Origin of the sequence: Pseudofrankia sp. EUN1h, assembly GCF_001854645.1 — a bacterium.
GTDB classification, from domain to species: Bacteria; Actinomycetota; Actinomycetes; order Frankiales; family Frankiaceae; genus Pseudofrankia; species Pseudofrankia saprophytica.
The window spans coordinates 53697-75649 of record NZ_MBLN01000087.1; the positions used below are offsets into that span (position 1 = coordinate 53697).

Here is a 21953-nt window from a genome sequence, read left to right on the forward strand (position 1 = left end):
AAGGATCTACTCGGGCGCCGTCTGGCTAGTCGGGAACCTCGGACGGGCTGGCCGAACCGCGCGGCTCGGGCACCGCCACCGCGTCGCCGGTGCCGGCGGCAGCGCCAGCGACGGCCGGCTCGATCGGATGCGACGGAGGTACGCGAAGCACCCGGGCCGCCCAGTCGGGCAACCACCAGTTCCACTTGCCGAACAACGACACGAGCGCGGGCACCAGCACCGACCGGACGATGGTCGCGTCGAGCAGGATGCCGAAGCCGAGCGCCGTCGCGAACACCTTCAGGTCGGTGCCCGGACCGGTGGCGAGCGCGAGGAACGCCAGGAACAGGATCAGCGCGGCACTGGTCACCAGGCGGCCGGTGCGCCCGATGCCCTCGACGACGGCGCCGTTCGTGTCCCCCGTCCGGTCGTACTCCTCCCGGACGCGGGACAGGATGAACACCTCGTAGTCCATCGACAGCCCGAACAGGAACGCGAAGACCATCAGCGGGATCCAGAAGGTGACCGCTCCGGTCGCGTGTACCCCGAAGATCGCGTCGGACCCGTAGCCGTGCTGCCAGAACAGCACCATGAAGCCGAGGGTCGCGGCGAGCGTGATCAGGTTGAGGAGCACGGCCTTGATCGGCAGAATGATCGACCGGAACGCGCGGGCGAGGAGGATGAACGTCAGCACCGCGATGATCGTGATCATCAGCGGGAAGTTGCCGTAGACGGCCTTCAGGAAGTCGATCTGGTCCGCGCCGATCCCGGCGACGCCGACGACGCCGGGCAGGTCGTTCACCGCCGACTTGACGTCGCGCACCGGTCCGACGGACGACGAGTTGACGGTTTCCGACTTCGGGATCACCACCACGATGCTGTGCCCGCCGGCGGTCTGCCCGGGGCCGGTCGCCACCACGGCCCGGTCGACGCCGGGCACGTCCCGCGCCGCCGCGGCGACGGCCTGCGCCTGTGGCGTGTCGACGAGCACCTCCATCGGCGTCAGCACGCCGTTCTGCACGCCGCCGTCCCGCAGCGTCGCCAGCGCCGTGTACGCCGGGCCGTTCTTGGCCAGGGAGTCGGACGAGGCAAGGCCGATCTTGATGCCGAAGAAGGAGGCCACGAGCAGGCCGAGGGCGAGCAGGGCCACACCCGCCGCGACGAACCGGCGGCGCACCACGGCCTGGGCCCACCTGGTCCAGGCCTTGCCGGCTCGGTTCTCGTGCCGGATCTTGGGCCAGTCGACCTTGGGGCCGATCCCGCCGAGGATGGCCGGCGTCAGCGTCAGGGTGGTGAACACGCTGGCCAGCGGAATCAGCGCGCCGCCCAGGCCGATGCTGCGCATGAACGGCACGGGGAGCACCACGAGCGCCAGCAGGCCGATGGCCACCGTGATGCCGCTGAACATCACCGCGTGCCCGGCCGTCTGCATGGCGATGACCACCGCGTCGTGGTTCTCGCGTCCGCGGTCCCGCTCTTCCCGCCAGCGGGTGACCAGGATGAGCGAGTAGTCGATCGCGACACCGAGACCGATGAGAGCCACCAGGAACTCGACGATGAACGAGACGTCGGTGAGGTAGGTCAACGGCAGCAGCAAGACGAACGTGGTCAGGATCGAGGCCGCCGCGACGACCAGCGGCAGGAACGCCAGGAACGACGCGAAGACGAAGGCGAGCACCGCGAGCGCGCCGACGGCGCCGAGGAGCACCTCGGCGAACACGCCGACGCCACCGCCGTCCGAGTCGCCGACGGCGAGCGCGTCCTCGCCGGTGACGCCGATCGTCGCACCCGCGGGGGCCGTCTTCGTCAGCGTCTCCCTGATGGCGTTCGTCGGCAACTTCGCCGTCGGGTCGTGGGCGAACCGGTAGAAGACCAGGGCGTACGCCGTGTGGTCATCCTTGGTGCGGAACGCCTTGTCACCGGTGTTCGCCTCGTCGATCACCCGGGTTTGCGGCACCTGCTGCTGCACGGCGGCGAACGCCCGTCCGACGGCCTCCTCCTGGCCGGTGATGGCCTTACCCGCCGGCATTGTGACGGTGACCACATAGGGCGAGGTCTTGCCGCCCGATGTGAACTCGGTGTCAATCTGGTTTGCCGTCTCGGTGCCTGGTTGCCCCGGCAACGAAAAGTCGATAACCAGGCGGCTGTTGGTCCGTCCGGTAAGCGCGATGCCCGCGACCACGACTAGAAGCCAGCCGACCAATACAAGTCTGCGATGGTGAAGCACGAACTCTGCGATCCGACGCACGAAACTCCCCTGCCTTGAAAGATCACGTCAAACGGGTGAACCCTAGCAAGGAAGACCGACAACCCGGCTACGACTCATCGACTCAGGCGGGAACGATGTCCGCTGGCAGGTTCGTCATCGGTGACGACAAACCGGTGATGCGGGACGAACGGTGAGTGGGGCCGCGCGCCGCCGAAGCCGCGCCGCGACCGACCGATCTCGGCCGCGAAGCCCCGGTCGCCTACGGCGCCACGCTGGCGACCTGCCGGGCGGCGGCGAGGTCCGACTGATGTTCCACCGCCCAGTGAACTCACACCTCTACCTCGAAGACCGCCAGCCACCAGAAGGCGACGCCCACGGGCCGGCGACCGCTCGGCCCCGCACCTCCGCCAACCAGCCCAGACACCCGTACCCCACGGGCTTGATCACCAGTTCTGTATCCGGATCCGAACTGGCCGCTGCCCGGAGTTCGGATCCACGTACGTACCTGGTGATCTTCGAAGGCGAGTGGGGACGAGGGCGGGAAGCGGCGCCAGGTCGGCATGGGATCGGCGTCGCCAGCTACCACTGCCACCCTGACGCCCTCGCGGTCGCCAACTGGCCCGACACCGACGAGATCCACATCGCCGACTGGTCTGCGGTCCCAGCGGGCGCGCGTCGCCGCTCACGAGGTTTGGGCATCCCCGCGTCTGCCCTCCTGCTCGTCACTGTGAATGGTGACGGCCGCGACGTCGGGAAGTCGCCGGTCGGTGGCCGAGGTCGGCACCAGCCTCGTCACGGAATTCGGCATGGGCCCGACGGTGAAGACGTGCACCCGGGAACCGACGGTGACTGTCACGAAGGAAGCTTCGGGCGGAACGGCGTCGGGGATGGTGATGTCGTGGGATCCGGCGGCCAGGTCGCCATCGAACACCCGCATCGAGGTGCTGGTGGGCTCAGGTGGTGTGAACGACGTGGCCCACAGCGCCTCGACGGTCATATGCACGGCTTCGGAGAGCGAAACGCGGCAGGTTCGTTCTGCGACGTCGTATGTGATCTCGGCCACGCCCGAGGAGTCCTCATGGGTGACGACCTCGACCTGGGCGGCGATGACTCCGGCGATGCCGGCGAGTCCCTGGACGAAGGTGACCCCGGGATTGCGCCTGGAGATTTCGTCGCGGAGGTACTGCTTGGTGTCGGCGGGCACCATGCCGCCGAAGACGAGGACGTCGAGATCGCTGACGTCGTAGTGGTCGAGTACCTGGCCGAACTGGTTGGTCGCGTCCGCGAGATAGCCCTTGGCGCGCAGCATGTCGGCGGCAGCCATGAGGACGCCGGGACTGCGCCCGACGATGAGGACGCGAGCGGTTCCGTKGGTGGGCACAGCCTTCATCGTGGGATCTCCATGGTGGGTCGTGGACCAGACGCGAGCTGTGGCTGGTCGGCTTCCGCGGCCGAGCGCGCGGGGAGCGGGCGCGGTCGACCTGTGCCCTCCTATGTTGGCGTTACCAATGTTGGCTCATCCAACATACATAGTGTTGGCCTCGCCAACAACTGATAACCTGAGGCCATGCTCGCGCATCACGACGCGGCCGGTCGCGCGCCAGATCGGGTCGCGGGGCGCCCAACCTGGCTCATCAGTCGCGCCTTCTCGCGTTCCTCGGCACTGCTGGCGGCCGGCTTCGACGCCCATGGTGACGGGCTGCGCGGATATCACTACAGACTGCTTGCGGCACTTGAGCAATGGGGGCCTGCGAGCCAGGCCGATCTAGGCCGGGACACGGGCATCGACCGAAGCGATGTCACGGCCGCTCTCACCGAGCTCGAGTCACGGAATCTCGTCGAGAGGAGGTCTGACCCCGACCACAAGCGTCGAAAGATCGTCACGCTCACCCCTCAGGGTGCCGAAGCTCTCCTCCGGCTCGACGCGGTTCTTGACGGGATCCAGGAGGAGGTGCTCGCTCCCCTGACCGCGGCGCAGCAGCGCCAGTTCGTCGATCTCGTGTCACGGCTCGGGTAGCCACAAGGGACCGAAGCGCGGCGCCTTCCGCGCGACGACCGATACCAGATCCGAACTCCGAACTCCGACCAGTTCGGATCCCGGTACACATCTTTCATTTCGTTCAACTTACTTCCTGTAACAGTACCCCGACTTGGCTCATAGTTCAGCTCTTCGCAATGTGGATCGCCTGGGCATGCTCGGGTGCGGCTCACATGCACGGGGATGGAGGTAAGTGCCTTGCGCGCTGGTGGGATGGTGAGGACTGGAGCGCCATCACCTACGCAAGTGGTACGTGGTAGCAATGTCCGACAGGGGAGGTGCGACGCACGTTGTGGTTGTCGTTCCAACGGGAATGAGGTATCCGGCCCTGTCGCGCGTGGGGCGCCTTCGGCTGCGTTAGCAGGGTTTTTGATATGGGATGCCTGGGGCGTGGATATCCCACGTTGCGGGTGGGAGTGGGCCAGCGATCCGGCTCGACCAGCACCAGCGGCGCGAAACAGACCGACCCTGACGACCGGCGGCGGACAGTCGTGTCGCTGCCGTCGAACCCGAAGCTGGACGAGGTCCGCGCGCGTGTCTTCGGCCCGCTYGGCGTCGACATGGGGCGGTGACCACGACCTACTCGCAGGAGCAACTGCTCGCGATCGCCGACTCCTTCACCGCACCACGGACGTCCTGGTCGCCAGCGCCGCCCGTGTCGGCGCGATGTGACTCGCGCCCCTCAGCCCTGCCGCGATTTCCCACACGGCCGCCGTCGGTGCCGTGTACAGACGACCGACCCCGTTTCTTCCGGCTCGAGACGGAAATGCGCCCCCGCGTCGATCCTGATCGGTCCAAGGCGACGACACGCCGCATACCGCACCAGTCCGACCTCACCGCCAGGCTGGAGATCATCTAACTAATCTCCAAGGTCATCACGCCGCCGTGGTCACCTCTGGGAGGAACGGGTGCGACTTCGCAACACGCTTGTCTCACTGCTAGCCGGGGGGCTGCTTTTCGCCACGGCGGGTTCGGCGTCGGCCGCGGCCGACGGCGCGCCCCTGATCGATCCCTTCGAGCAGTGCTCGGCCGCCTCTTTCCAGAACGACCCACGCCTTGGCCCGGCGAAACTTCCGTTCTTCGGTGACGTCGGCGAGCAGGTCAGCGACTACGACAGGACCGGCAACGAGCCGAAACGGCAGTTCCTGGCCACCTGGTGGGACCCCTCGGCAAGCTTCTCCCCGTTCCCGGCCACCCCGGGGAACTGGATGTACCCACCGCAGAACGGCTACTACCTCAACACCGATGGCTCGCCGGTACGGGCCGCGATGTCCTTGGCCCCCGGCCAGCAGATCGACCGTTTCGGCCGGACCACCGGTAGCTTCCTGGCCCCCCGGGGGACGGACTACGAGGACCGGTCCCTTCCGCCCACCAACCTGAACGACCCCGCGAACCCGGGTGGGTGCAACTACCACGCCTACCAGGTGCTGCGCCCGATCACCGTCTACTCCGGAGCGATCCGCCCGTGGTTCGACCAGCCCGGTGACGGCGTGCAGTACCAGGTGGTCTGCGCCCTGGTCCCCGGGGCGACGGCCTCATCGCAGTGCGACCAGGCGAGCGGGAACCTGCAGACCCAGTACCTGCTCGACAACGGCTACCTCGCGGAGGTGCCGGTGGATGACGACCTGCTGTAGCAGGACAAGCCGAGCGGTCGTCCGGCGATGACGACGGCGTCGTGGCCCCGTCCGGACACCGGGCGGGCCACGACGCCGTTCTCAGGTGACTCGGGGGGCGCGGCGTCGGGCTGCGTCGGGCTACCCCTGCGCGGCCGCGGGCTGGCGCACGGCGGCGCAGATGCCGCCGTCGACCAGGATGTCGATGCCGGTGACGAATCGGGCCTGGTCGGACAGGAGGAAGGCCACGACGTCGGCCACGTCGTCCGCCTGCCCGATGCGGCCGAGCGGCGTCTGTTCCACCAGCGTCTGCATGATGGGCTGGGTCTCCGCCTCCTGCCGGCCCTGCGGCGTGTCGATGATGCCCGGCGACAGGGAGCAGACCCGGCCGCCGAGCGGCCCCACCCGCACCGCCTCCCGCTGGACGAAGCGCTGCACGCCGCGCTTGGCCCAGGAGTAGGCCAGCCCGGAGTCCTCGACCGCCGCCCCGAGGACCTCGTGCAGCCGGTCGAGGAAGTCCGCGGTGAGCGGGTCGTCGAGCACGGCGTCGGCGGCCGGGTGCGGCTCGCTGATCATCAGGTGCGGCGCCATGGACGCGAAGCACACCGTGGCAGTCCCGGCCGTCGTGAGCGGGCGCAGCGCGTCGGCGAGCATGGCCGTGCCCACGAGGTCCACCGTGAAGATGCGGCGCCAGTCGGCCATCGTCGGCGAGATGCCCGCGGCGTGGGCGACGGCCCGCAGCGTGCCGAGCTCGCCGGCCCGGGCGGCGAGCCGGGCCAGGCCGTCGCCGTCGGTGACGTCGAGGACGAACGGCTCCACGGCCGTGCCGCTGGCGGCCGCAAGTTTCTGGGCGACCTCCGTCACCGACTCGTCCAGGTCGACCAGCAGCAGGGTGTCGACCATGGTGGTGAGCCGCTCCGCGCAGGCGAGCCCCATGCCGCGCCCGGCGCCGGTCGCGATGCCGACGGTCGTCATCACGCCCCCAGCTCGATGGCGCGGATCGGCTCGCTGCCGTCCCAGTCGACCGCGGCCTGCCGGACGAGGGTCGCGATGCCCTCGGTCGCGGCCGTCGCCTCCATGATCTCGACGATCGTCGCCGGGCCGCTCGGCGGCTCGACGTAGGCGTAGCGAGCGGCGCCACCGCCGTCGCCGGACCAGACCACCGGCCAGCCGGCGGCCTCGACCGAGCGCATGGTGGCCGGGAAGTCGTCGGTCCACCAGGCGAGCTGGTGGAAGCCCTCCTGGCCGGCGTCGAGGAACTCCCGGTAGATGCTGGGGGTGTCATCCTCCGGGCAGATGAGTTCGACCTGGAGGTCGCCGCTGTTGCCGAAGGCGATCGACACGGTGACGGTGCAGGGCGCGCCGCGATAGGTCCCGCTCTCGGTCTGCCCCCGCAGGACGTACCAGGGCCCGACGCCCAGCTCGAGCCAGCTGGCCAGGGCCTTGTCGAGGTCGCGGACGATGTAGCCGATCTGGCGCACCGCTCCGGGAAGGATGGCCGGAGCGACGGTGGAGTCGGGTAATGCGCTCATGAGTGCCTCCGTTGCGGTCAGGAAACGCGGACGGGGAGCTTCTCCCAGCCGCGCACGGTCGAGGTGCGGGCCTGGACGGCGTTCGCCCAGTCGACCTCCCAGTCGGGGAACCGGTTGAGGACCTCGTCGAGGGCGATCCGGCCCTCGATGCGGACCAGCGCGGCGCCGAGGCAGTGGTGGATGCCGTAGCCGAAGGAGAGGTGGCGACCGACGTCGCGGTGGATGTCGAAGCGGTCGGGGTCCGGGAACCGGCGCTCGTCGCGGTTGGCGGAGCCGTTGAGGAGCAGCATCACGCTGCCCTCGGGCACGGTCTGGCCCCAGTGCTCGACGTCGTGGTCGACGTAGCGGGCCTGCACGGGCGAGGGGGACTCGTAGCGCAGGAGCTCCTCCACCGCGTTGGGGATCAGCGCTCGGTTCCCGACGAGCTCGCGCCGCTGGTCCGGGTGCTCGCCGAGCAGCTTGCCGGTCCAGCCGATGAGCCGCGCCGTCGTCTCGTTGCCGGCCCCGGCGAGCAGGTAGACGTAGTTCAGGACCTCCTCCCGCGTCAGGGTGCGGGTGGTGCCGGTCTCGTCCACGAACTCGGCGGTCAGGAGGTCGGTCATGAGGTCGTCGGACGGGTGCTCGGCGCGCCAGTCGAGGAATTCGGCGAACGGCGCGGTGAGCGTCAGGTCGGGCGGCGCGTGGTCGTCGCCGTCCGTGAGCCGCAGGTTGTCGTCGAAGAGCCGCCGGATCGCCTCCTGCTCGGCTTCCGGAATGCCGAGGAGATAGCCGATGACGCGCATGGGCATCGCCGCGCCGAGGTCCGCGACGAAGTCGAAGCCGCCCGATCCGACCAGCGGGTCGAGCGAGCGCTGGCAGAACTCGCGGACCCTCGGCTCGAGCGCGTTCATCTTCTTGGGTGTGAACACGCGGGCCATGACGCCGCGGTGGACCTGGTGGACCGGCGGGTCCTCGAACAGGATCGACCCCGGCGGGCTCGGGACGTTCGCCTTGATCATCTCGAGGACGGTGCCCCGCCCGGACCGGTAGGTCTGCCAGGTGCTGAGGCAGGGCTCCACGTCCTCGAACCGGCTCAGCGCGTAGAAGTCGTGCTTGGCGTTGTAGTAGAGAGGTGCCTCGTCGCGCAGCCGGCGCCACACCGGATAGGGGTCCGCGTCGATCTCGAAGTCATAGGGGTCGTAGTAAAGGTCTTTTCCGCTTGCCGTCACGGGCACGGCGACGCTCCTTGTCACTGGCAGGTGGATGGCGATCCGTGGGTTGGCCGTGCCGCGGTACCCACGTCGGGTGACGACGTGGGTACCGACGTGGGTGCCCGAGGGGCGGGTTCGCGAGCCGGGGAATCAGGCCTTCGGCCAGGCCACCGACTTCGTCTCCAGGTACTGCTCGAACCCTTCGATGCCGTTCTGCCGGCCGATGCCGCTGTGCTTGTAGCCGCCGAAGGGGAGATCGGCGCCGTACGGCGTGCCGCCGTTGATGCCCAGGTCGCCGGTCCGTACGCGGCGCGCGACGGCCAGTGAGCGTTCGAGGGAGCCGCTGAAGACGGCGCCCGAAAGCCCGTACCGGCTGTCGTTGGCGATCCGCACGGCGTCGTCGTCGTCCTCGAACGGGATCACGACGAGAACCGGCCCGAAGATCTCCTCCTGGGCGATCGTCATCGAGTTGTCCACGTCGGTGAACAGGGTCGGCTCGACGTACCAGCCCTTAGGCAGGTGCGCGGGGCGGCCGCCGCCGAGGGCGAGCGTCGCGCCTTCCTGGACGCCCCTCTCGATGTAGCCGAGCACCCGGTCGCGCTGCTTCGCCGAGACGAGCGGGCCCATCATCACGTCCGGGCGCTGCGGGTCGCCGTACGGCGCCGCCGCGAGCGCAGCCTTGAGGATCTCGACGCCCTCGGCGTACCGGGACCGGGGCAGCAGCATCCGGGTCTGGATGGCGCAGCCCTGGCCCGCGTGGTAGCAGACGCCCATGCCGGCCAGGACCGCCGTCGCGAGGTCGGCGTCCTCCAGCACGATGGTGGCGGACTTGCCGCCGAGTTCGAGGAAGACCCGCTTCAGCGTGGCGGCGCCCTTCTCCATGATCCGCTGCCCCACGGCCGTGGACCCGGTGAAGGAGATGAGGTCGACCTGGGGGGAGAGGGTGAGCTCCTCGCCGACCAGATGGTCCGAGGACGTGACGACGTTGACGACGCCGGGCGGGATGTCGGTGCGTTCGGCGACGAGCCGGCCGATCCGGGTGGCGTTCCACGGCGTGTCCGGGGCGGGCTTGAGCACCACCGTGTTCCCCGTCGCCAGCACCTGGCCGAGCTTGTTCAGCGCGACCTCGAACGGGAAGTTCCAGGGAACGATCGCGCCGACGACGCCGACCGGTTCCTTCCAGATGCGCCGCTGGGTGAGCACGCCCATCGCKGGGGCGTCGGGCAGCTCGGTCTCCCAGTGAAACTCCTCGATCAGTTTCGCCGGGTAGCGCAGCGCGCTCGACAGYGGGTCGTCGAGCTGCGGGCCGTTCGTCACCATGCGCGGGCAGCCGACCTCGAGGATCAGCTCCTCCCGCAGCTCCTCGCGCTCGGCCTCCAGGGCGTCCTGGAGCTGCTGGAGGCACCGCGCGCGCAACGCCCGGTTGGTCGACCAGTCCGTCGTGTCGAACGCGCGCCGGGCCGCGGCGATCGCGCGTCGCATCTCGGCGTTCGAGGCGTCGGCGACCTGGCCCAGTAACTCCTCGGTCGCCGGGTTGATGTTGTCGAATGTCTTGCCCGAGTCCGCGTCGACCAGCTCACCGTCGATGAGCATCCTCGGCTCGGAACGAGTCTTCCCCGTTGCAGGCACTGTTCTCCCTGCTGCCGCGCAGCGTTGGGTCGGTGTTCGGGATGGTGGTGGGGCGCCGGGTCGCCGGGGCGCGGGCCGTGYGGGTTGGCCGACGTCGCRCGCCGATGGCCGGTGTCGTCGTCAGCCGGTGTCGTCTCGGCGGCGGCGCGGCTTCCTGGGGTCACGTAGTTGCAGCGCGTTGATGTATATCCGGGTGATCTGCTCGACGGCGGCGTCGAAGTCGTATCCGGCGTCGTCCTGCAGGAGGGACTGTTCGGCGAACCGTATGGTCATCACGGCCAGGGCGTCGGTCGTCATGACGGGGTCGAGGGCGGGATCCGCGAGGCCGCGGCGCTGGAGCTGTTCGATCGAGTTGGCCATCTCCTTGACGTRCTGCTTGTAGAACTGGGTCCAGAGCGCCCGGACCTGCTCGTTGTGCCGCGACACCTGCTCGATCACGTTCATGATCCGGGCTTCCTTGCGATGCGCCTCGAGGCGGATGCGCATGGCCGCGGCTATGCGCTCGCGCGGGGTCGCGGTGGAGGACGGGTCCAGGATGATGTCCACGCCGGCGTTCAGCGTGTGATCGAGGACCGCGGCCACCTCGAGCAGGATGTCCTCCTTCGAGTCGAAGTAGTGGTAGAAGGCGCTGTGGGTCAGGCCGGCCCGTTCGGCGACGTCCGAGATCCGGGCCTCGTGGAAGCCCTTCTCCTCGAAGACCGCCTTCGCCGCCTCGACCAGGCGTGCCCTCGTCTCGGCCCCTCGCCGCGAGCGCGGCCCGTCGTCGTCCCAGCGCTGCTGGGCACGCGGGCGGACATCGACGCCGATGGTCGGGGGCGTCGCCGTCGCCGGGCTTGGTTGGGGGGCGGGCTCCATCTGCTGCTCCTTCAGGGCCGGTGCGGACATCGCGACAGTGCCAGACATGCAAGGCCCGTCGACGGCCGACCGGTCCGCTTCGACGATCACCCGGCGTTCGGCGCCGGGGGCGCGTGGCTTCTCGGCGCCGGCCGCTCGGGCCAGGCCGCGTGTGTCTCCTTCACCGCTCGCCCGCCTTCCGTGCCCAGGTGCCGCCGCCTGGCGGTCGGCCGACGGCGCTCGCCGGCGGCCGGGTGCTCGAGGCCGACGCCGAGGCGGGGCCAGAAACTGACATGATCGTAAAAATATTTTGACGATCATGTCTGGAAAAGTTGACGCAAATGTAGACGCTCCGCGACGAGGCGGCAAGCGTCTTCCGGCTGGTCAGAACCCGCCGGGTCTGGTCGGGGGCCGTGGGCCCGGCCGCGGCCGTCCATCGGTACGGGCGTGGCGACGGCCTGCCCACTCGAAGGGGCGTTCCGGGGCCGCTCGCGGCGGCCCGGCGCATGCCGCCCGGATGATCGGCAGGAGTGGTCGACCGTGCGCGGATGGTGACCAACGTCAAGGTCTTGACTTTGACACCGGAAACTGTGACCGTCCCTCACGTTCTGACCAATCGGGTCGAGTGGGCGTACTCACCCGGTGGGCAGGGTCGCTTACCGACGCGTACTGACGAGAGAGCGGTTGCGGGCCGCGCCCTTTAGGGCCGTCGTGACCGTCCGCCGTCAGGCGTTCGGGAAGCGCCGATATGTGTGCTCATTTCTGGCGAGGCGCGCCTTCAGCGTGCTTCGCGGCATCGTCGCGGAAGTTCTGCCGCGTCCTTTGACGGCCGTCGGCTGCTTCGCGACCCCTCAATCCATGAATTCCGCGCGGCGTGCCGCCGTCCAGGCCCGAACCGCATCGGCGAGATGGCGGCACGGGACTGTCGCGGCCGGTCCACCGGCACGACGACCACATATCGATCACTGAGGAAAGGTCATACGTACATGAGGTTCCGGAAAGGCTTATTACCCGTGCTGGCGACGACGCTCGCTCTTGCGGCGGCCTGCGGCAGCGGCAGTGACGGCGGCGGAGGGGGAGGAGGAGGCACGGCCTCGGCGGCCGCGAGCGCCGGGACGGCGACACTGTCGCGCTCCACCGCCAGCACCCCCGCCACCTGGAACACGATCCCGGCACCGAGCAGCCTCCAGTGCGCCGACAAGGCGCCGAACCCAACCCGCGGGATCACCGACACCAGCATCAAGATCGGTGGGCTCGGGACGCTCAGCAACGCCGGCACCTCCACCTACCAGGAGACTGACCTGGGCGCGGCGGCCCGGTTCGCCCGGGAGAACGCGGCCGGCGGTGTCTTCGGCCGCAAGATCGACTACATCGGCATGACCGACGACGGCTCCAACGCACAGCAGAACGCGGACGCCGGCAAGAAGCTCGCCGAGAACGAGAACGTCTTCGCCGTGGCCCCGGTGGCCACGCCGATCGGGGCCTACGCGGACGCGCTGTGCACGAACGAGGTGCCGGCGTTCGGCTGGTCGTTCAACAACGGCCTGTGCAACCGGGCGAACACCTTCGGCTTCACCGGCTGCCTGCTCCCGGACAAGTACAACTCGATCCAGTACGGCCCGTACGTCGAGCTGCTCAAGGACTCCTCCGACAAGAGCGTCGTGCTGCTGGGMGTCGACAACTCCGCGGCCCGGCAGGGTGTGGCGGACACGAAGGCCTCCCTGGAACGCGCCGGGCTGAAGGTCGTCATGACCAGCAACGCGCTGCAGTTCGGGCAGCCGCCGRCTGACCCGTCGTCGCTGGTCCGGCAGATCATGACGGCCAACAACGGCAAGCCGCCGGCGATGATCTACCACGTCACCGACTTCGTGAACGTCACCGCGCTGGCCCAGACGATGACGGCCGCGGGGTACAAGGGCATTCAGATCAGCGCGGTGGGCTACGACCCGCGGCTGACCGGACTGAAGGCCCTCGACGACACCTACACCTATCTGCAGTGGCTGCCCTTCCAGTCGACGGACAACGCGACGGTCCGGCAGATGGCGGATGATGTCACCAAGTACGGGAAGGGCGCGGGGCTGTCCATCACGAGCGCGATGGGCTGGATCGCTGCCGACATGGTGATCGCGGGCCTCAAGGCGACCGGGAAAGACCTCACCGTCGACAAGTTCCTGAGCACCTTGAACGGCCCGGACTTCCACTACGGCGACGGCATCTTCCTGGGCAAGACCACCTGGCCGCAGAACCACTTCTACGCGGCACCGTGCGCGACCGCCGCCCATCTGAAGGACGGAAAGTACTCGCTGGCCGTCCCGCTCGTCTGCAACGATCCGTACGCGAACTAGCTCCCCGTGAAGGACGCGGGCGGGAAGACCGGCACCCCTTCCCGCCCGCGCGGCGAAACGGCGTCGAGGGGGCGTCGGGCCCGGATGGCCCGACGCTCCCATCGGCCGCGACTGGCCCAGGCGGGCCGGAGAAGGAGCGGGCGTGGTTGCGACCAGCCCTGACAGCGACGTCGTCGCGGCGTCGGCGGGCCCCGTGTGCGAGGTCCGTGGCATCACCAAGCGCTTTGGCGGGCTCACCGCCATCCGGGACGTCTCGCTGCGAGTCGAGCCGGGCGAGGTGCGCGGCCTGATCGGCCCGAACGGCGCCGGCAAGACGACCCTGTTCGACATCATCTCGGGMCTCACCCCGCCGACCTCCGGCGCCGTGCACCTGGACGGCGTCGACGTGACCCGCCAGCTGCCGGACCGGCGGGCGCGATCGGGGGTGCGTCGCACGTTCCAGCGCACCCAGCTCTACGGCCGGCTCTCGGTCGAGGACAACGTGCTGGCGTCGATGGAGTGGCGCGGTGGCGGTGGCGGCCTGGTGGCCGACCTGTTCGCCGCGCCCGCCCGCCGCCGGCGGGAGGCCGAGCGGCGCGAGCGCGCGGCCGCGGTGCTCGAGGAGTGCGGGGTGGCGGACCTGCGGCACCGGCCGGCCGGCTCGCTGCCGATCGGCCAGGCGCGGCTGGTGGAGCTGGCCCGGGCGATCGCCGACGGGCCGCGGCTACTGCTGCTGGACGAGCCGACGTCGGGCCTGTCCCACCAGGAGACGGAGCGTTTCGGCGAGCAGATCCAGCGGCTGCGGTCGCAGGGGGTGGCGATCCTGCTCGTCGAGCACGACGTGGGTTTCGTCATGGGGCAGTCGGATCGGGTGGCGGTGCTGAACCTCGGCGCCGTGCTCGCGGAGGGAACGCCGGACGAGATTCAGGCGCATCCCGACGTCCGAGYGGCCTATCTCGGTTGATCAGGCCCATGACCTTACGAGTGACCGGCCGACCGGGTCTCCAGCGAAGGGCACAGTAGTGGAGGAGTTCCTCAACCTGGTCGTCGGCGGCATCGTCGCCGGCGGCCTGTATGCCATTCTGGCGGCTGGCGTCGTCCTGACCTACCAGACCTCTGGCATCTTCAACTTCGCGCATGGCGCGGTCGCGTTCGCCACCGCGTACCTGTTCGTGCAGCTCAACGTCACCGCGGGGATCCCGATCATCCCGGCGGCGATCATCGCGATCCTGGTCTTCGCGCCGCTGCTGGGCTTCGTGCTGGACCGGGTGATCTACCGCCGGCTGACCTACGCCTCGGTGGCGGTGAAGATAGTGGTCCCGGTCGGCCTGCTGATCGCGGTGCCCGGCATCTGCCTGTTCGTCGCCGACCGGCTCAACGTGTGGTTCCACCTGGGCATCGCCGGGATCGAGGAACTGTTCCTGATCCCGGGGCTCGGCCCGTCGCCGAAGCAGACCTGGACGGTCGGCACCATCCTGCTGGACAGCAACCAGGTCGCCGTCTTCGCCGCGGCGGTCGTGACGGCGGTGGGCCTGTGGGTGCTGCTGCGGCGGACCCGGCTGGGACTGCGGATGCGGGCGGTCGTGGACCGGCGCGGCCTGGCGGCGCTGCGCGGCATCGACCCCGACCGGACCTCCGCGACGTCCTGGATGCTCGGCAGCTTCCTGGCCGGTCTCGCCGGGGTCCTGCTGGCTCCGATCTTCACGCTCAACACGCCGGTGTTCACGACGGTGGTTCTCATCTCCACGCCCGCCGTGGTGTTCGCGCGCTTCCGCTCGATCCCGCTCGCGCTGGCCGGCGGGTTGCTGATCGGGGTCATCCAGAACCTCGTCGTGGGCTACGCCCACTTCGCGGACAACATCACCGGATTCAGCACCTCAGTGCCGTTCTTCCTCCTGTTCCTGCTGCTGTTCGTGTTCGCCGTCGACCGCAGCCGCCGCGCCGGCACCCAGATCGACGACGACCCGCCCGCTCCCTCGTACGGCGAGGAGCCGAAGCGCCGGAAGCTGATCGTGTGGACCGGGTGGTCCGTCATCATCCTGGGCTACGCGTTGTTCTTCGCGGACGACTACTGGCAGTCGCTGATCATCCGAGGTCTGGCGCTGTCGGTGGTGCTGCTGTCCTTCACGGTGGTGACCGGCATCGGGGGCATGGTCAGCCTCGCGCAGGCCGCGTTCGTCACCGCCGCGGGAATCACCGCCGGCTGGGTGGCCAGCCATCACTGGCCGTTCCTGGTCGCGCTGGTCCTCGGCACGCTGGTGGCCACCGCGATGGGGGTCGTGGTCTCGCTGCCCGCGCGCCGCCTCGGCGGGCTGCCGCTGGCGCTGGCGACGCTAGCGCTCGCCTACATCTGCCAGAACCTCTTCTTCCAGTTGCGCGGGGTGAGCCGCAACGACGTCGGGGGATGGGTGCTGAGCCCGCCGAAGCTGGGTCCGGTGGACCTCGCCGACTCCCGATCGATGATCATATTTCTGGCGATCGTGCTGGGAATCGTCGTCCTGCTGGTACGGAACCTGATCCGGTCGAGCTCCGGCCGGGCGATGGCGGCGCTGCGGGCCACCGAGCCGGGAACGGTGACCATCGGCGTCTCCGCCGCCCGCACGAAGACGGCGGTGTTCGCCCTCTCGGCGGCGATCGCCGGCTTCGGCGGCGTCCTGCTCGCCGTGTCGTCCGGCCGCGTCACCCACCTCGACTACCCGGTCGAGACCGGGCTGTTCTGGCTCGCGACGATCGTGGTGTTCGGGGTGCGCCGGCCCGGCGCCGCGGTGATCGCCGGCCTCGGCGCGGCGGTCAGCCCCGAGCTGCTCAGCCACGTCGCGCAGACCTCGTACCTGCCCCAGGTGCTGTCCGGCCTGGCCGCGATCAACCTGGCGCAGAACCCGGACGGCATCCTCGCCCTCACCGCGCAGCAGCGGTTCGAGCGGCGCCGCCGGCGGGAGGAGCGGGCGCTGCGGGCGCGGGCCGCCGCGGCCGCACCGGCCGTGGCCTCGCCCGGCACGGCCGACGCCGCGGGCCCGGCCGCGGCGGCCGGGACGACCGGCACCGCCCGGGTCCCCGACGCCGCTGGCACACCGCTGGTGCTCGAGATCACCGGCGTGCGCGCGGGCTACGGCGCCGTGGAGGTGCTGCACGGCGTCGACCTGGCCCTGCGCGCCGGCGAGGCGCTCGCGCTCATCGGCGCGAACGGTGCCGGCAAGACGACGCTCTGCTCGGTCGTCACTGGCGGCCTGCCGGTGACCAAGGGGGTGATCCGGCTCGGAGGCACGGACGTGACGGCGTTGCCGCCGCACCGGCGGGTCCGGCACGGCGCTTTCCTCATCCCCGAGGGACGGGGCATCTTCCCTGCTCTGACGGTGGACGAGAACCTCTCGCTGTGGCTGCCGGGCGAGCCGGACCGGGATGCCGCCTACCGCCGGTTCCCGGTGCTCGGTGAGCGTCGCGGCCAGCTCGCCGGGTCGCTGTCCGGCGGCGAGCAGCAGATGCTGGCGCTCGCGCCGGCGCTGGTCAAGCCGCCGGACCTGCTGATCGTCGACGAGCCGTCGCTCGGCCTCGCCCCGCTGATCGTCGCCGAGGTGTACGCGGCGCTGCAGGAGCTGCGCGCGGCCGGCACGGCGATCCTGCTGGTCGAGGAGAAGGCCCACGACGTCGTCGCGCTCGCCGACCGGATCGTCTTCATGGCCGCCGGCCGGGTGTCCTGGGAGCGGCCGACCGACCAGGTCGACTCGGACCTGCTGGTCCAGTCGTACCTCGGCATCAGCGACGTCTCCGCCGAGCCCGCCGAGCCCGCCGAGCGCCCCGGGGCCGCGAGCGCGATGCCCCAGACCGCCACCCCCCTTGCCTAGTACCCACCGCGTAGACCATGAGGGAGTAACCATGAAAGCCGTACGTGCCGCGGAAGGCGGCGTCCAGGTCGTCGATCTTCCCGAGCCGCCCGGTACCGGCGAACTCCTCCAGATGCGCTCGACGAGCATCTGCAGCTCGGATCTGCTCTACATCTCCTACGGCTGCCGCTTCATCCTCGGCCACGAGCTGGCCGGCGTCGGCGAGGACGGCGGCGGGTACATCGTCGAGGCGATCTACGGCTGCGGCGAGTGTGCCCAGTGCCAGAGCGGGCAGTTCAACCGCTGCCCGACGCACGGCGAGCACTCGCTCGGGTTCAGCGCCGACGGCGGCATGGCGGAGCAGTTCCGCGCGCCCGCCCACCGGCTGGTCCCGCTGCCCAACGGCCTCGACCTGCGCGACGCGGCCCTCGCCGAACCCGCCGCGGTCTCCTGGCACGCGTTACGGCTGGCCGGCACCAGCGCGAACACCCGGGTCGCCGTCGTCGGCGCCGGCGGCCTCGGCCTGCTCGCCGTCGCCGGCGCGCGCCGGCAGGGCGCCGAGGACGTCGCGATCGAGGCGCGGTACCCGCACCAGATCGAGGCCGCCGAACGGCTCGGCGCGAAGATCGGCGTCGAGGGCCAGTACGACGTGGTGGTCGAGGCGGCCGGGAACCCGGCCGCCCTCTCCCAGGCGATCGATCTCGTCGCGCCCGGCGGCACGATCGTCGTCGTCGGGGTCTACATGGGCCCGATCGAGGTCAACTGGCTGCCGCTGTTCCTCCGCGAGGCGCGGCTGCTGCCGTCGGTCGGCTATTGCCACCACGGCTCCGGGCGGGAGATGGCGGACGCCGCGGCCATGCTCGCCGATGACCCCGAGATCGTCCAGACACTCGTCACGCACCGCTTCCCGATCGAGGACGCCGAGGAGGCCTTCCGGGTCGCGGGCGACAAGAAGTCGGGCGCCATCCGCGTCATGCTCGAACCGTAGGAAGCGCCGAGGAGGGTGGCACGGCGGTGATGCACCTGCGTCGGATCCGGCGCGAGCGCGGGCGAGCCCTCCGGGGCGTGGACCAGCGGCTCGACGAGCTGGAAGGCCGGCTGCGCGCGGCGGAGGACCAGCTGGACATCCTCCGCCTGCTCAACCGTTACGGCCCGCTGGTCGACAGCGGGTCGGCGGCCGAGGCGGCCGACCTGTGGGTCGCCGGCGGCGGCTATGACTTCACCGGCGTGACCGGCGACGGCACCCGCGTCGAGGCGCCGCGTGGACTGGCCGCCCTGTACGAGGGCGACGTGCACGCGGGCCTGGTCGCCGCGGGCGTCGCTCACCTCACGGCCACACCCCACATCGCCCTTCACGGTGAGACGGCCGAAGCCGTCGGCTACTCCCTCGTGATCCGCAAGGAGGACGACCGCTGGTTCGTCTGGCGAGCCGCCATCAACCACTGGGCACTGGCACGCACGGCCGACGGCTGGCGAATCACGGAGCGCTACAACCGTGTGCTCGACGGATCCGCCGAATCGCGCGCCACCATGCGCCGAATCCTCGCCAGCCCGTAGAGCACGCTCCGCCGCGCAATCGGAGGTTGCGATGCCTTTGGCTCTTTGYTGCATGTCCCATAGCCCGCTACTCGATATAACCGAACAACGCCCGGAGCTGGAGACGGACGTTCGGGCGGCGCTGTCCGCCGCCCGCGCGTTCGCCGAGGATTTCGCTCCCGATATCGTCGTCGCCTTCGTCCCCGATCACTTCAATGGTTTCTTCTATCGCCTTATGCCGCCGTTCTGCCTCGGGCTGGCGGCCACGACGGTGGGGGACTACGCCAGCCTGGCGGGCACCCTGCATGTGCCGACCGGCCTCGCGTGGGCGTGCGCGCAGGCGGTGCTCGCGGACGGAGTCGACCTGTCGATCTCCCACCGGATGGAGCTCGACCACTCCACCGCGCAGCCGCTGCGCGAACTGTTCGGGGGGCTCGACACCCGGCCGGTGATCCCGGTGTTCGTCAACTCGGCCGCCGCCCCGCTCGGACCGTTGTCACGAACCCGCCAGCTCGGGGCCGCCATCGGACGGTTCTTCGCGGGACGTGACGAGCGGGTGCTGCTGGTCGGCTCCGGTGGGCTTTCGCACGACCCACCGATGCCCACCCTCGACAGCGCGCCCCCGGCCGTGGCCGAGCGCCTCGTGTCCGGTCGTCCCCTGACGCCCGAGGAGGCGGAGCGCAAGCACGCGGGAGCCGTCGCCGAAGGTCTGCGCCTCGCCGACGGCTCCAGTGAGCGCCGGCCGCTGAGTCCCGAATGGGACACCGAGTTCCTCTCCCTGGTCACCAGCGGCGCGTTCACCGAGCTGGACGGGTGGAGCAACGACGAGGTCGGTCGGCATGGAGGCGGCGCGCACGAGATCCGGACCTGGATCGCCGCGTACTCCGCGCTCGACGCGGTGGGTCCCTACGAGGTGACCTATCGCTACTACCGCCCGATTCCCGAGTACATCGCCGGCTTCGCCGTCACCACGGCTCGGCCCGGCGGCACCGGACATCCATGACCGGGACGTCATCCGTGCCCGGCGACACCGGCCGGCGTCGGTGACCGACCTGCCGCGAGTAGAAGGGCTGAGGACCTGTGGGCTGGGATTTCGAAACAGACCCGGAGTACCAGAAGAAGCTGGACTGGGTCGACGAGTTCGTCCGGGAGGAGGTGGAACCGCTCGACCACATCTTTCCGCACCAGCAGTTCGACCCGATGACGGACGAGATGCGCCGGGTGATCAACCCGTTGAAGGAGGAGGTTCGGCGCCAGGGGCTGTGGGCCACCCATCTTGCACCCGAACTGGGCGGCCAGGGCTTCGGCCAGCTGAAGCTGGCGCTGCTCAACGAGATCCTGGGCCGCACCCTGTGGGCATCGGTCGTCTTCGGCACCCAGGCACCCGACACCGGTAACGCGGAGATCATCGCTCACTACGGCACGCAGGCGCAGAAGGACAAATATCTGCAACCCCTGCTGGACGGCGAGTGCTTCTCCAGCTACTCGATGACCGAGCCGCACGGTGGCTCGGATCCGACCCAGTTCACCTGCCGCGCCGTCAAGGAGGGCGACGAGTGGGTCATCAACGGCTGGAAGTACTTCTCGTCCAACGCCAAGAYGGCGTCGTTCCTGATCGTCATGGTGGTGACGAACCCGGACGTGAGCGCCTACCGGGGGATGTCGATGTTCCTCGTCCCCACGGACACCCCCGGCGTCAACATTGTGCGTAACGTCGGCCTCTTCGGCGAGCCGATGAACGAGGGTTATCACGCGCTGATCCACTACGAGGACGTGCGCGTGCCGGCGGACGCCCTCCTCGGCGAGGAGGGCCAGGCGTTCGCGGTCGCGCAGACCCGGCTCGGCGGTGGCCGGATCCACCACGCGATGCGCACGATCGGCCTGGCGAACAAGGCGCTCGACATGATGTGCGAGCGGGCGCTCAGCCGAACGACCCAKGGTGGCCTGCTGGCGGACAAGCAACTGGTCCAGGGCTTCATCGCCGACTCGTACGCCCAGCTCGCCCAGTTTCGGCTGTTCGTGCTGTACACGGCCTGGGAGATCGACCGGTACAACGACTACAACCGGGTACGGAAGGACATCGCCACGGCGAAGTTCGTCATGCCCGCGGTGCTGCACGACATCGCGTGGCGGGCGATGCAGGTGCACGGGGCGCTCGGCACGACCAACGAGATGCCGCTGTTCCAGTACGTCCACCTCGCCGCCGTGCTGGGCCTGGCCGACGGCCCGACCGAGGTGCACAAGGTGACCGTCGCGCGCCAGGTACTCCGCGACCACACCCCGGCCGCCGGCATGTGGCCCAGCGAGTGGATCCCCGGGAAGACGGAGGAGGCGCAGCGGAAGTTCGCCAGCGTGCTCGACCTGGAGATCGGGAACCTGTGACAGCCCCGGGCCCGTGTGAGCGCAACGGGCTCGTGCCCATGACATTTCTATCTATTCTATCTATGAGCGGAGGCTCGGCATGAAAGCGGAAGACCTCATCCTGATCAGCGTCGACGACCATCTTGTCGAACCGCCGGACATGTTCGAGGGGCGCCTGCCGGCGAGGTTCACCGACGCGGGGCCGAAGGTCCTCCGTCGTGAGGACGGCTCGGATGTGTGGACGTTCAACGGTTCGGTCATCCCGAACGTGGGTCTGAACGCGGTGGCGGGGCGGCCGAAGGAGGAGTACGGCGTCGAGCCGACCGCCTTCGACGAGATGCGCCCTGGCTGTTACGACATCCACGAGCGGGTCAAGGACATGTCCGCGGGCGGGGTGCTGGGCTCGATGTGCTTCCCGTCGTTCCCGGGTTTCTCCGCTCGGCTGTTCGCGGCCGCGGACGACAAGGACCTGGCGCTGAGCGTCGTCCAGGCGTACAACGACTGGCATATCGACGAGTGGTGCGGCGCCTACCCCGGCCGGTTCATCCCGATGGGCCTGCCGGTGCTGTGGGACCCGCAGCTGGCCGCGGCGGAGGTCCACCGGCTCGCGGCGAAGGGCTGCCATTCGATCACCTTCACCGAGAACCCGGCGACCCTGGGCTACCCGAGCTTCCACGACGCGCACTGGGATCCGCTGTGGAGGGCGCTGGTCGAGACCGACACGGTGCTCTCGATCCACCTCGGCTCGTCGGGCAAGCTCACGTTCACCGCGCCCGACGCCCCGATGGACGTCCTGATCACCCTGCAGCCGATGAACATCTGCAGTGCGGCGGCTGACCTGCTCTGGTCGCGGGTGCTCAAGGAGTTCCCGACGATCAAGATCGCGC

General features: G+C 69.7%; 17 protein-coding genes. 10 read left to right on the forward strand and 7 right to left on the reverse strand.

The genetic code is table 11. From position 1 onward, the window contains the following. Nucleotides 1-25: 25 nt before the first annotated feature. Nucleotides 26-2227 carry an MMPL family transporter gene (locus BCD49_RS34275; RefSeq protein ID WP_007515947.1) on the reverse strand — a complete coding sequence of 734 codons (2202 nt, stop codon included), beginning with the start codon at nt 2225-2227 and terminating at the stop codon, nt 26-28. A 643-nt stretch (nt 2228-2870) separates the two neighbouring features. Next, the gene (locus BCD49_RS34280) at nt 2871-3578 is read right to left on the reverse strand and encodes a hypothetical protein (RefSeq protein WP_071042340.1); all 708 of its coding nucleotides are present in this window, start codon (nt 3576-3578) and stop codon (nt 2871-2873) included. 177 nt (nt 3579-3755) lie between these two features. Between BCD49_RS34280 and BCD49_RS34285 the strand changes: the two genes are divergently transcribed. Together BCD49_RS34285 and BCD49_RS34290 are read left to right on the forward strand one after the other, a co-directional pair. Further along, the gene (locus tag BCD49_RS34285) at nt 3756-4205 is read left to right on the forward strand and encodes a MarR family winged helix-turn-helix transcriptional regulator (RefSeq protein ID WP_007515949.1); all 450 of its coding nucleotides are present in this window, start codon (nt 3756-3758) and stop codon (nt 4203-4205) included. A 929-nt stretch (nt 4206-5134) separates the two neighbouring features. Continuing rightward, nucleotides 5135-5860, forward strand: a complete 726-nt coding sequence (locus tag BCD49_RS34290; RefSeq protein ID WP_007515951.1) for a TNT domain-containing protein — start codon at nt 5135-5137, stop codon at nt 5858-5860. A 120-nt stretch (nt 5861-5980) separates the two neighbouring features. Here BCD49_RS34290 and BCD49_RS34295 read toward each other — a convergent pair whose 3' ends face one another. The 5 genes from BCD49_RS34295 to BCD49_RS34315 form a co-directional block, all read right to left on the reverse strand. Continuing rightward, nucleotides 5981-6814: an SDR family oxidoreductase gene (locus tag BCD49_RS34295; RefSeq protein ID WP_007515952.1), complete on the reverse strand. Its 834-nt coding sequence runs from the start codon at nt 6812-6814 to the stop codon at nt 5981-5983. Then, a complete protein-coding gene (locus BCD49_RS34300; protein WP_007515953.1) occupies nt 6814-7371 on the reverse strand; it encodes a VOC family protein in 558 nt (185 codons plus the stop codon). Before BCD49_RS34300 ends, BCD49_RS34295 begins: the two co-directional genes overlap by 1 nt. Before the next feature lie 17 nt (nt 7372-7388). After that, a complete protein-coding gene (locus BCD49_RS34305) occupies nt 7389-8585 on the reverse strand; it encodes a cytochrome P450 (protein ID WP_007515954.1) in 1197 nt (398 codons plus the stop codon). A gap of 126 nt (nt 8586-8711) precedes the next feature. Next, nucleotides 8712-10154, reverse strand: a complete 1443-nt coding sequence (locus BCD49_RS34310) for an aldehyde dehydrogenase family protein (RefSeq protein ID WP_007515955.1) — start codon at nt 10152-10154, stop codon at nt 8712-8714. Nucleotides 10155-10310: 156 nt separating this feature from the next. Beyond that, nucleotides 10311-11045 (reverse strand): TetR/AcrR family transcriptional regulator, encoded by a 735-nt coding sequence (locus BCD49_RS34315; protein WP_071042345.1) that lies wholly within the window; start codon nt 11043-11045, stop codon nt 10311-10313. Nucleotides 11046-12037: 992 nt separating this feature from the next. Between BCD49_RS34315 and BCD49_RS34320 the strand changes: the two genes are divergently transcribed. The 8 genes from BCD49_RS34320 to BCD49_RS34355 form a co-directional block, all read left to right on the forward strand. Continuing rightward, entirely contained in the window at nt 12038-13369 is a 1332-nt protein-coding gene (locus BCD49_RS34320) for an ABC transporter substrate-binding protein (RefSeq protein ID WP_241832452.1), read from the forward strand. Between the two features lie 142 nt (nt 13370-13511). Continuing rightward, a complete protein-coding gene (locus BCD49_RS34325) occupies nt 13512-14312 on the forward strand; it encodes an ABC transporter ATP-binding protein (RefSeq protein ID WP_083401875.1) in 801 nt (266 codons plus the stop codon). Nucleotides 14313-14370: 58 nt separating this feature from the next. Continuing rightward, nucleotides 14371-17190: an ABC transporter permease subunit gene (locus BCD49_RS34330; RefSeq protein WP_071042343.1), complete on the forward strand. Its 2820-nt coding sequence runs from the start codon at nt 14371-14373 to the stop codon at nt 17188-17190. Between the two features lie 31 nt (nt 17191-17221). Beyond that, nucleotides 17222-18157: a zinc-dependent alcohol dehydrogenase gene (locus BCD49_RS34335; protein WP_007520498.1), complete on the forward strand. Its 936-nt coding sequence runs from the start codon at nt 17222-17224 to the stop codon at nt 18155-18157. 29 nt (nt 18158-18186) lie between these two features. Then, nucleotides 18187-18726 (forward strand): nuclear transport factor 2 family protein, encoded by a 540-nt coding sequence (locus tag BCD49_RS34340; RefSeq protein WP_051466276.1) that lies wholly within the window; start codon nt 18187-18189, stop codon nt 18724-18726. Nucleotides 18727-18757: 31 nt separating this feature from the next. Next, a complete protein-coding gene (locus tag BCD49_RS34345; protein WP_007520494.1) occupies nt 18758-19708 on the forward strand; it encodes a 3-carboxyethylcatechol 2,3-dioxygenase in 951 nt (316 codons plus the stop codon). A 77-nt stretch (nt 19709-19785) separates the two neighbouring features. Then, on the forward strand, nt 19786-21087 hold the full coding sequence (locus BCD49_RS34350; protein ID WP_071042344.1) for an acyl-CoA dehydrogenase family protein: 1302 nt from the start codon (nt 19786-19788) through the stop codon (nt 21085-21087). 79 nt (nt 21088-21166) lie between these two features. Beyond that, nucleotides 21167-21953, forward strand: a 787-nt coding sequence (locus BCD49_RS34355) for an amidohydrolase family protein (protein WP_158072985.1), incomplete at its 3' end; no start/stop codon positions are given.

Coding starts and splice junctions, on each gene's coding strand:
- BCD49_RS34285 (WP_007515949.1), top strand. CDS start 3,756: ATGCTCGCGCATCACGACGCGGCCGGTCGCGCGCCAGATCGGGTCGCG.
- BCD49_RS34295 (WP_007515952.1), bottom strand. CDS start 6,814: ATGACGACCGTCGGCATCGCGACCGGCGCCGGGCGCGGCATGGGGCTC.
- BCD49_RS34300 (WP_007515953.1), bottom strand. CDS start 7,371: ATGAGCGCATTACCCGACTCCACCGTCGCTCCGGCCATCCTTCCCGGA.
- BCD49_RS34335 (WP_007520498.1), top strand. CDS start 17,222: ATGAAAGCCGTACGTGCCGCGGAAGGCGGCGTCCAGGTCGTCGATCTT.
- BCD49_RS34340 (WP_051466276.1), top strand. CDS start 18,187: ATGCACCTGCGTCGGATCCGGCGCGAGCGCGGGCGAGCCCTCCGGGGC.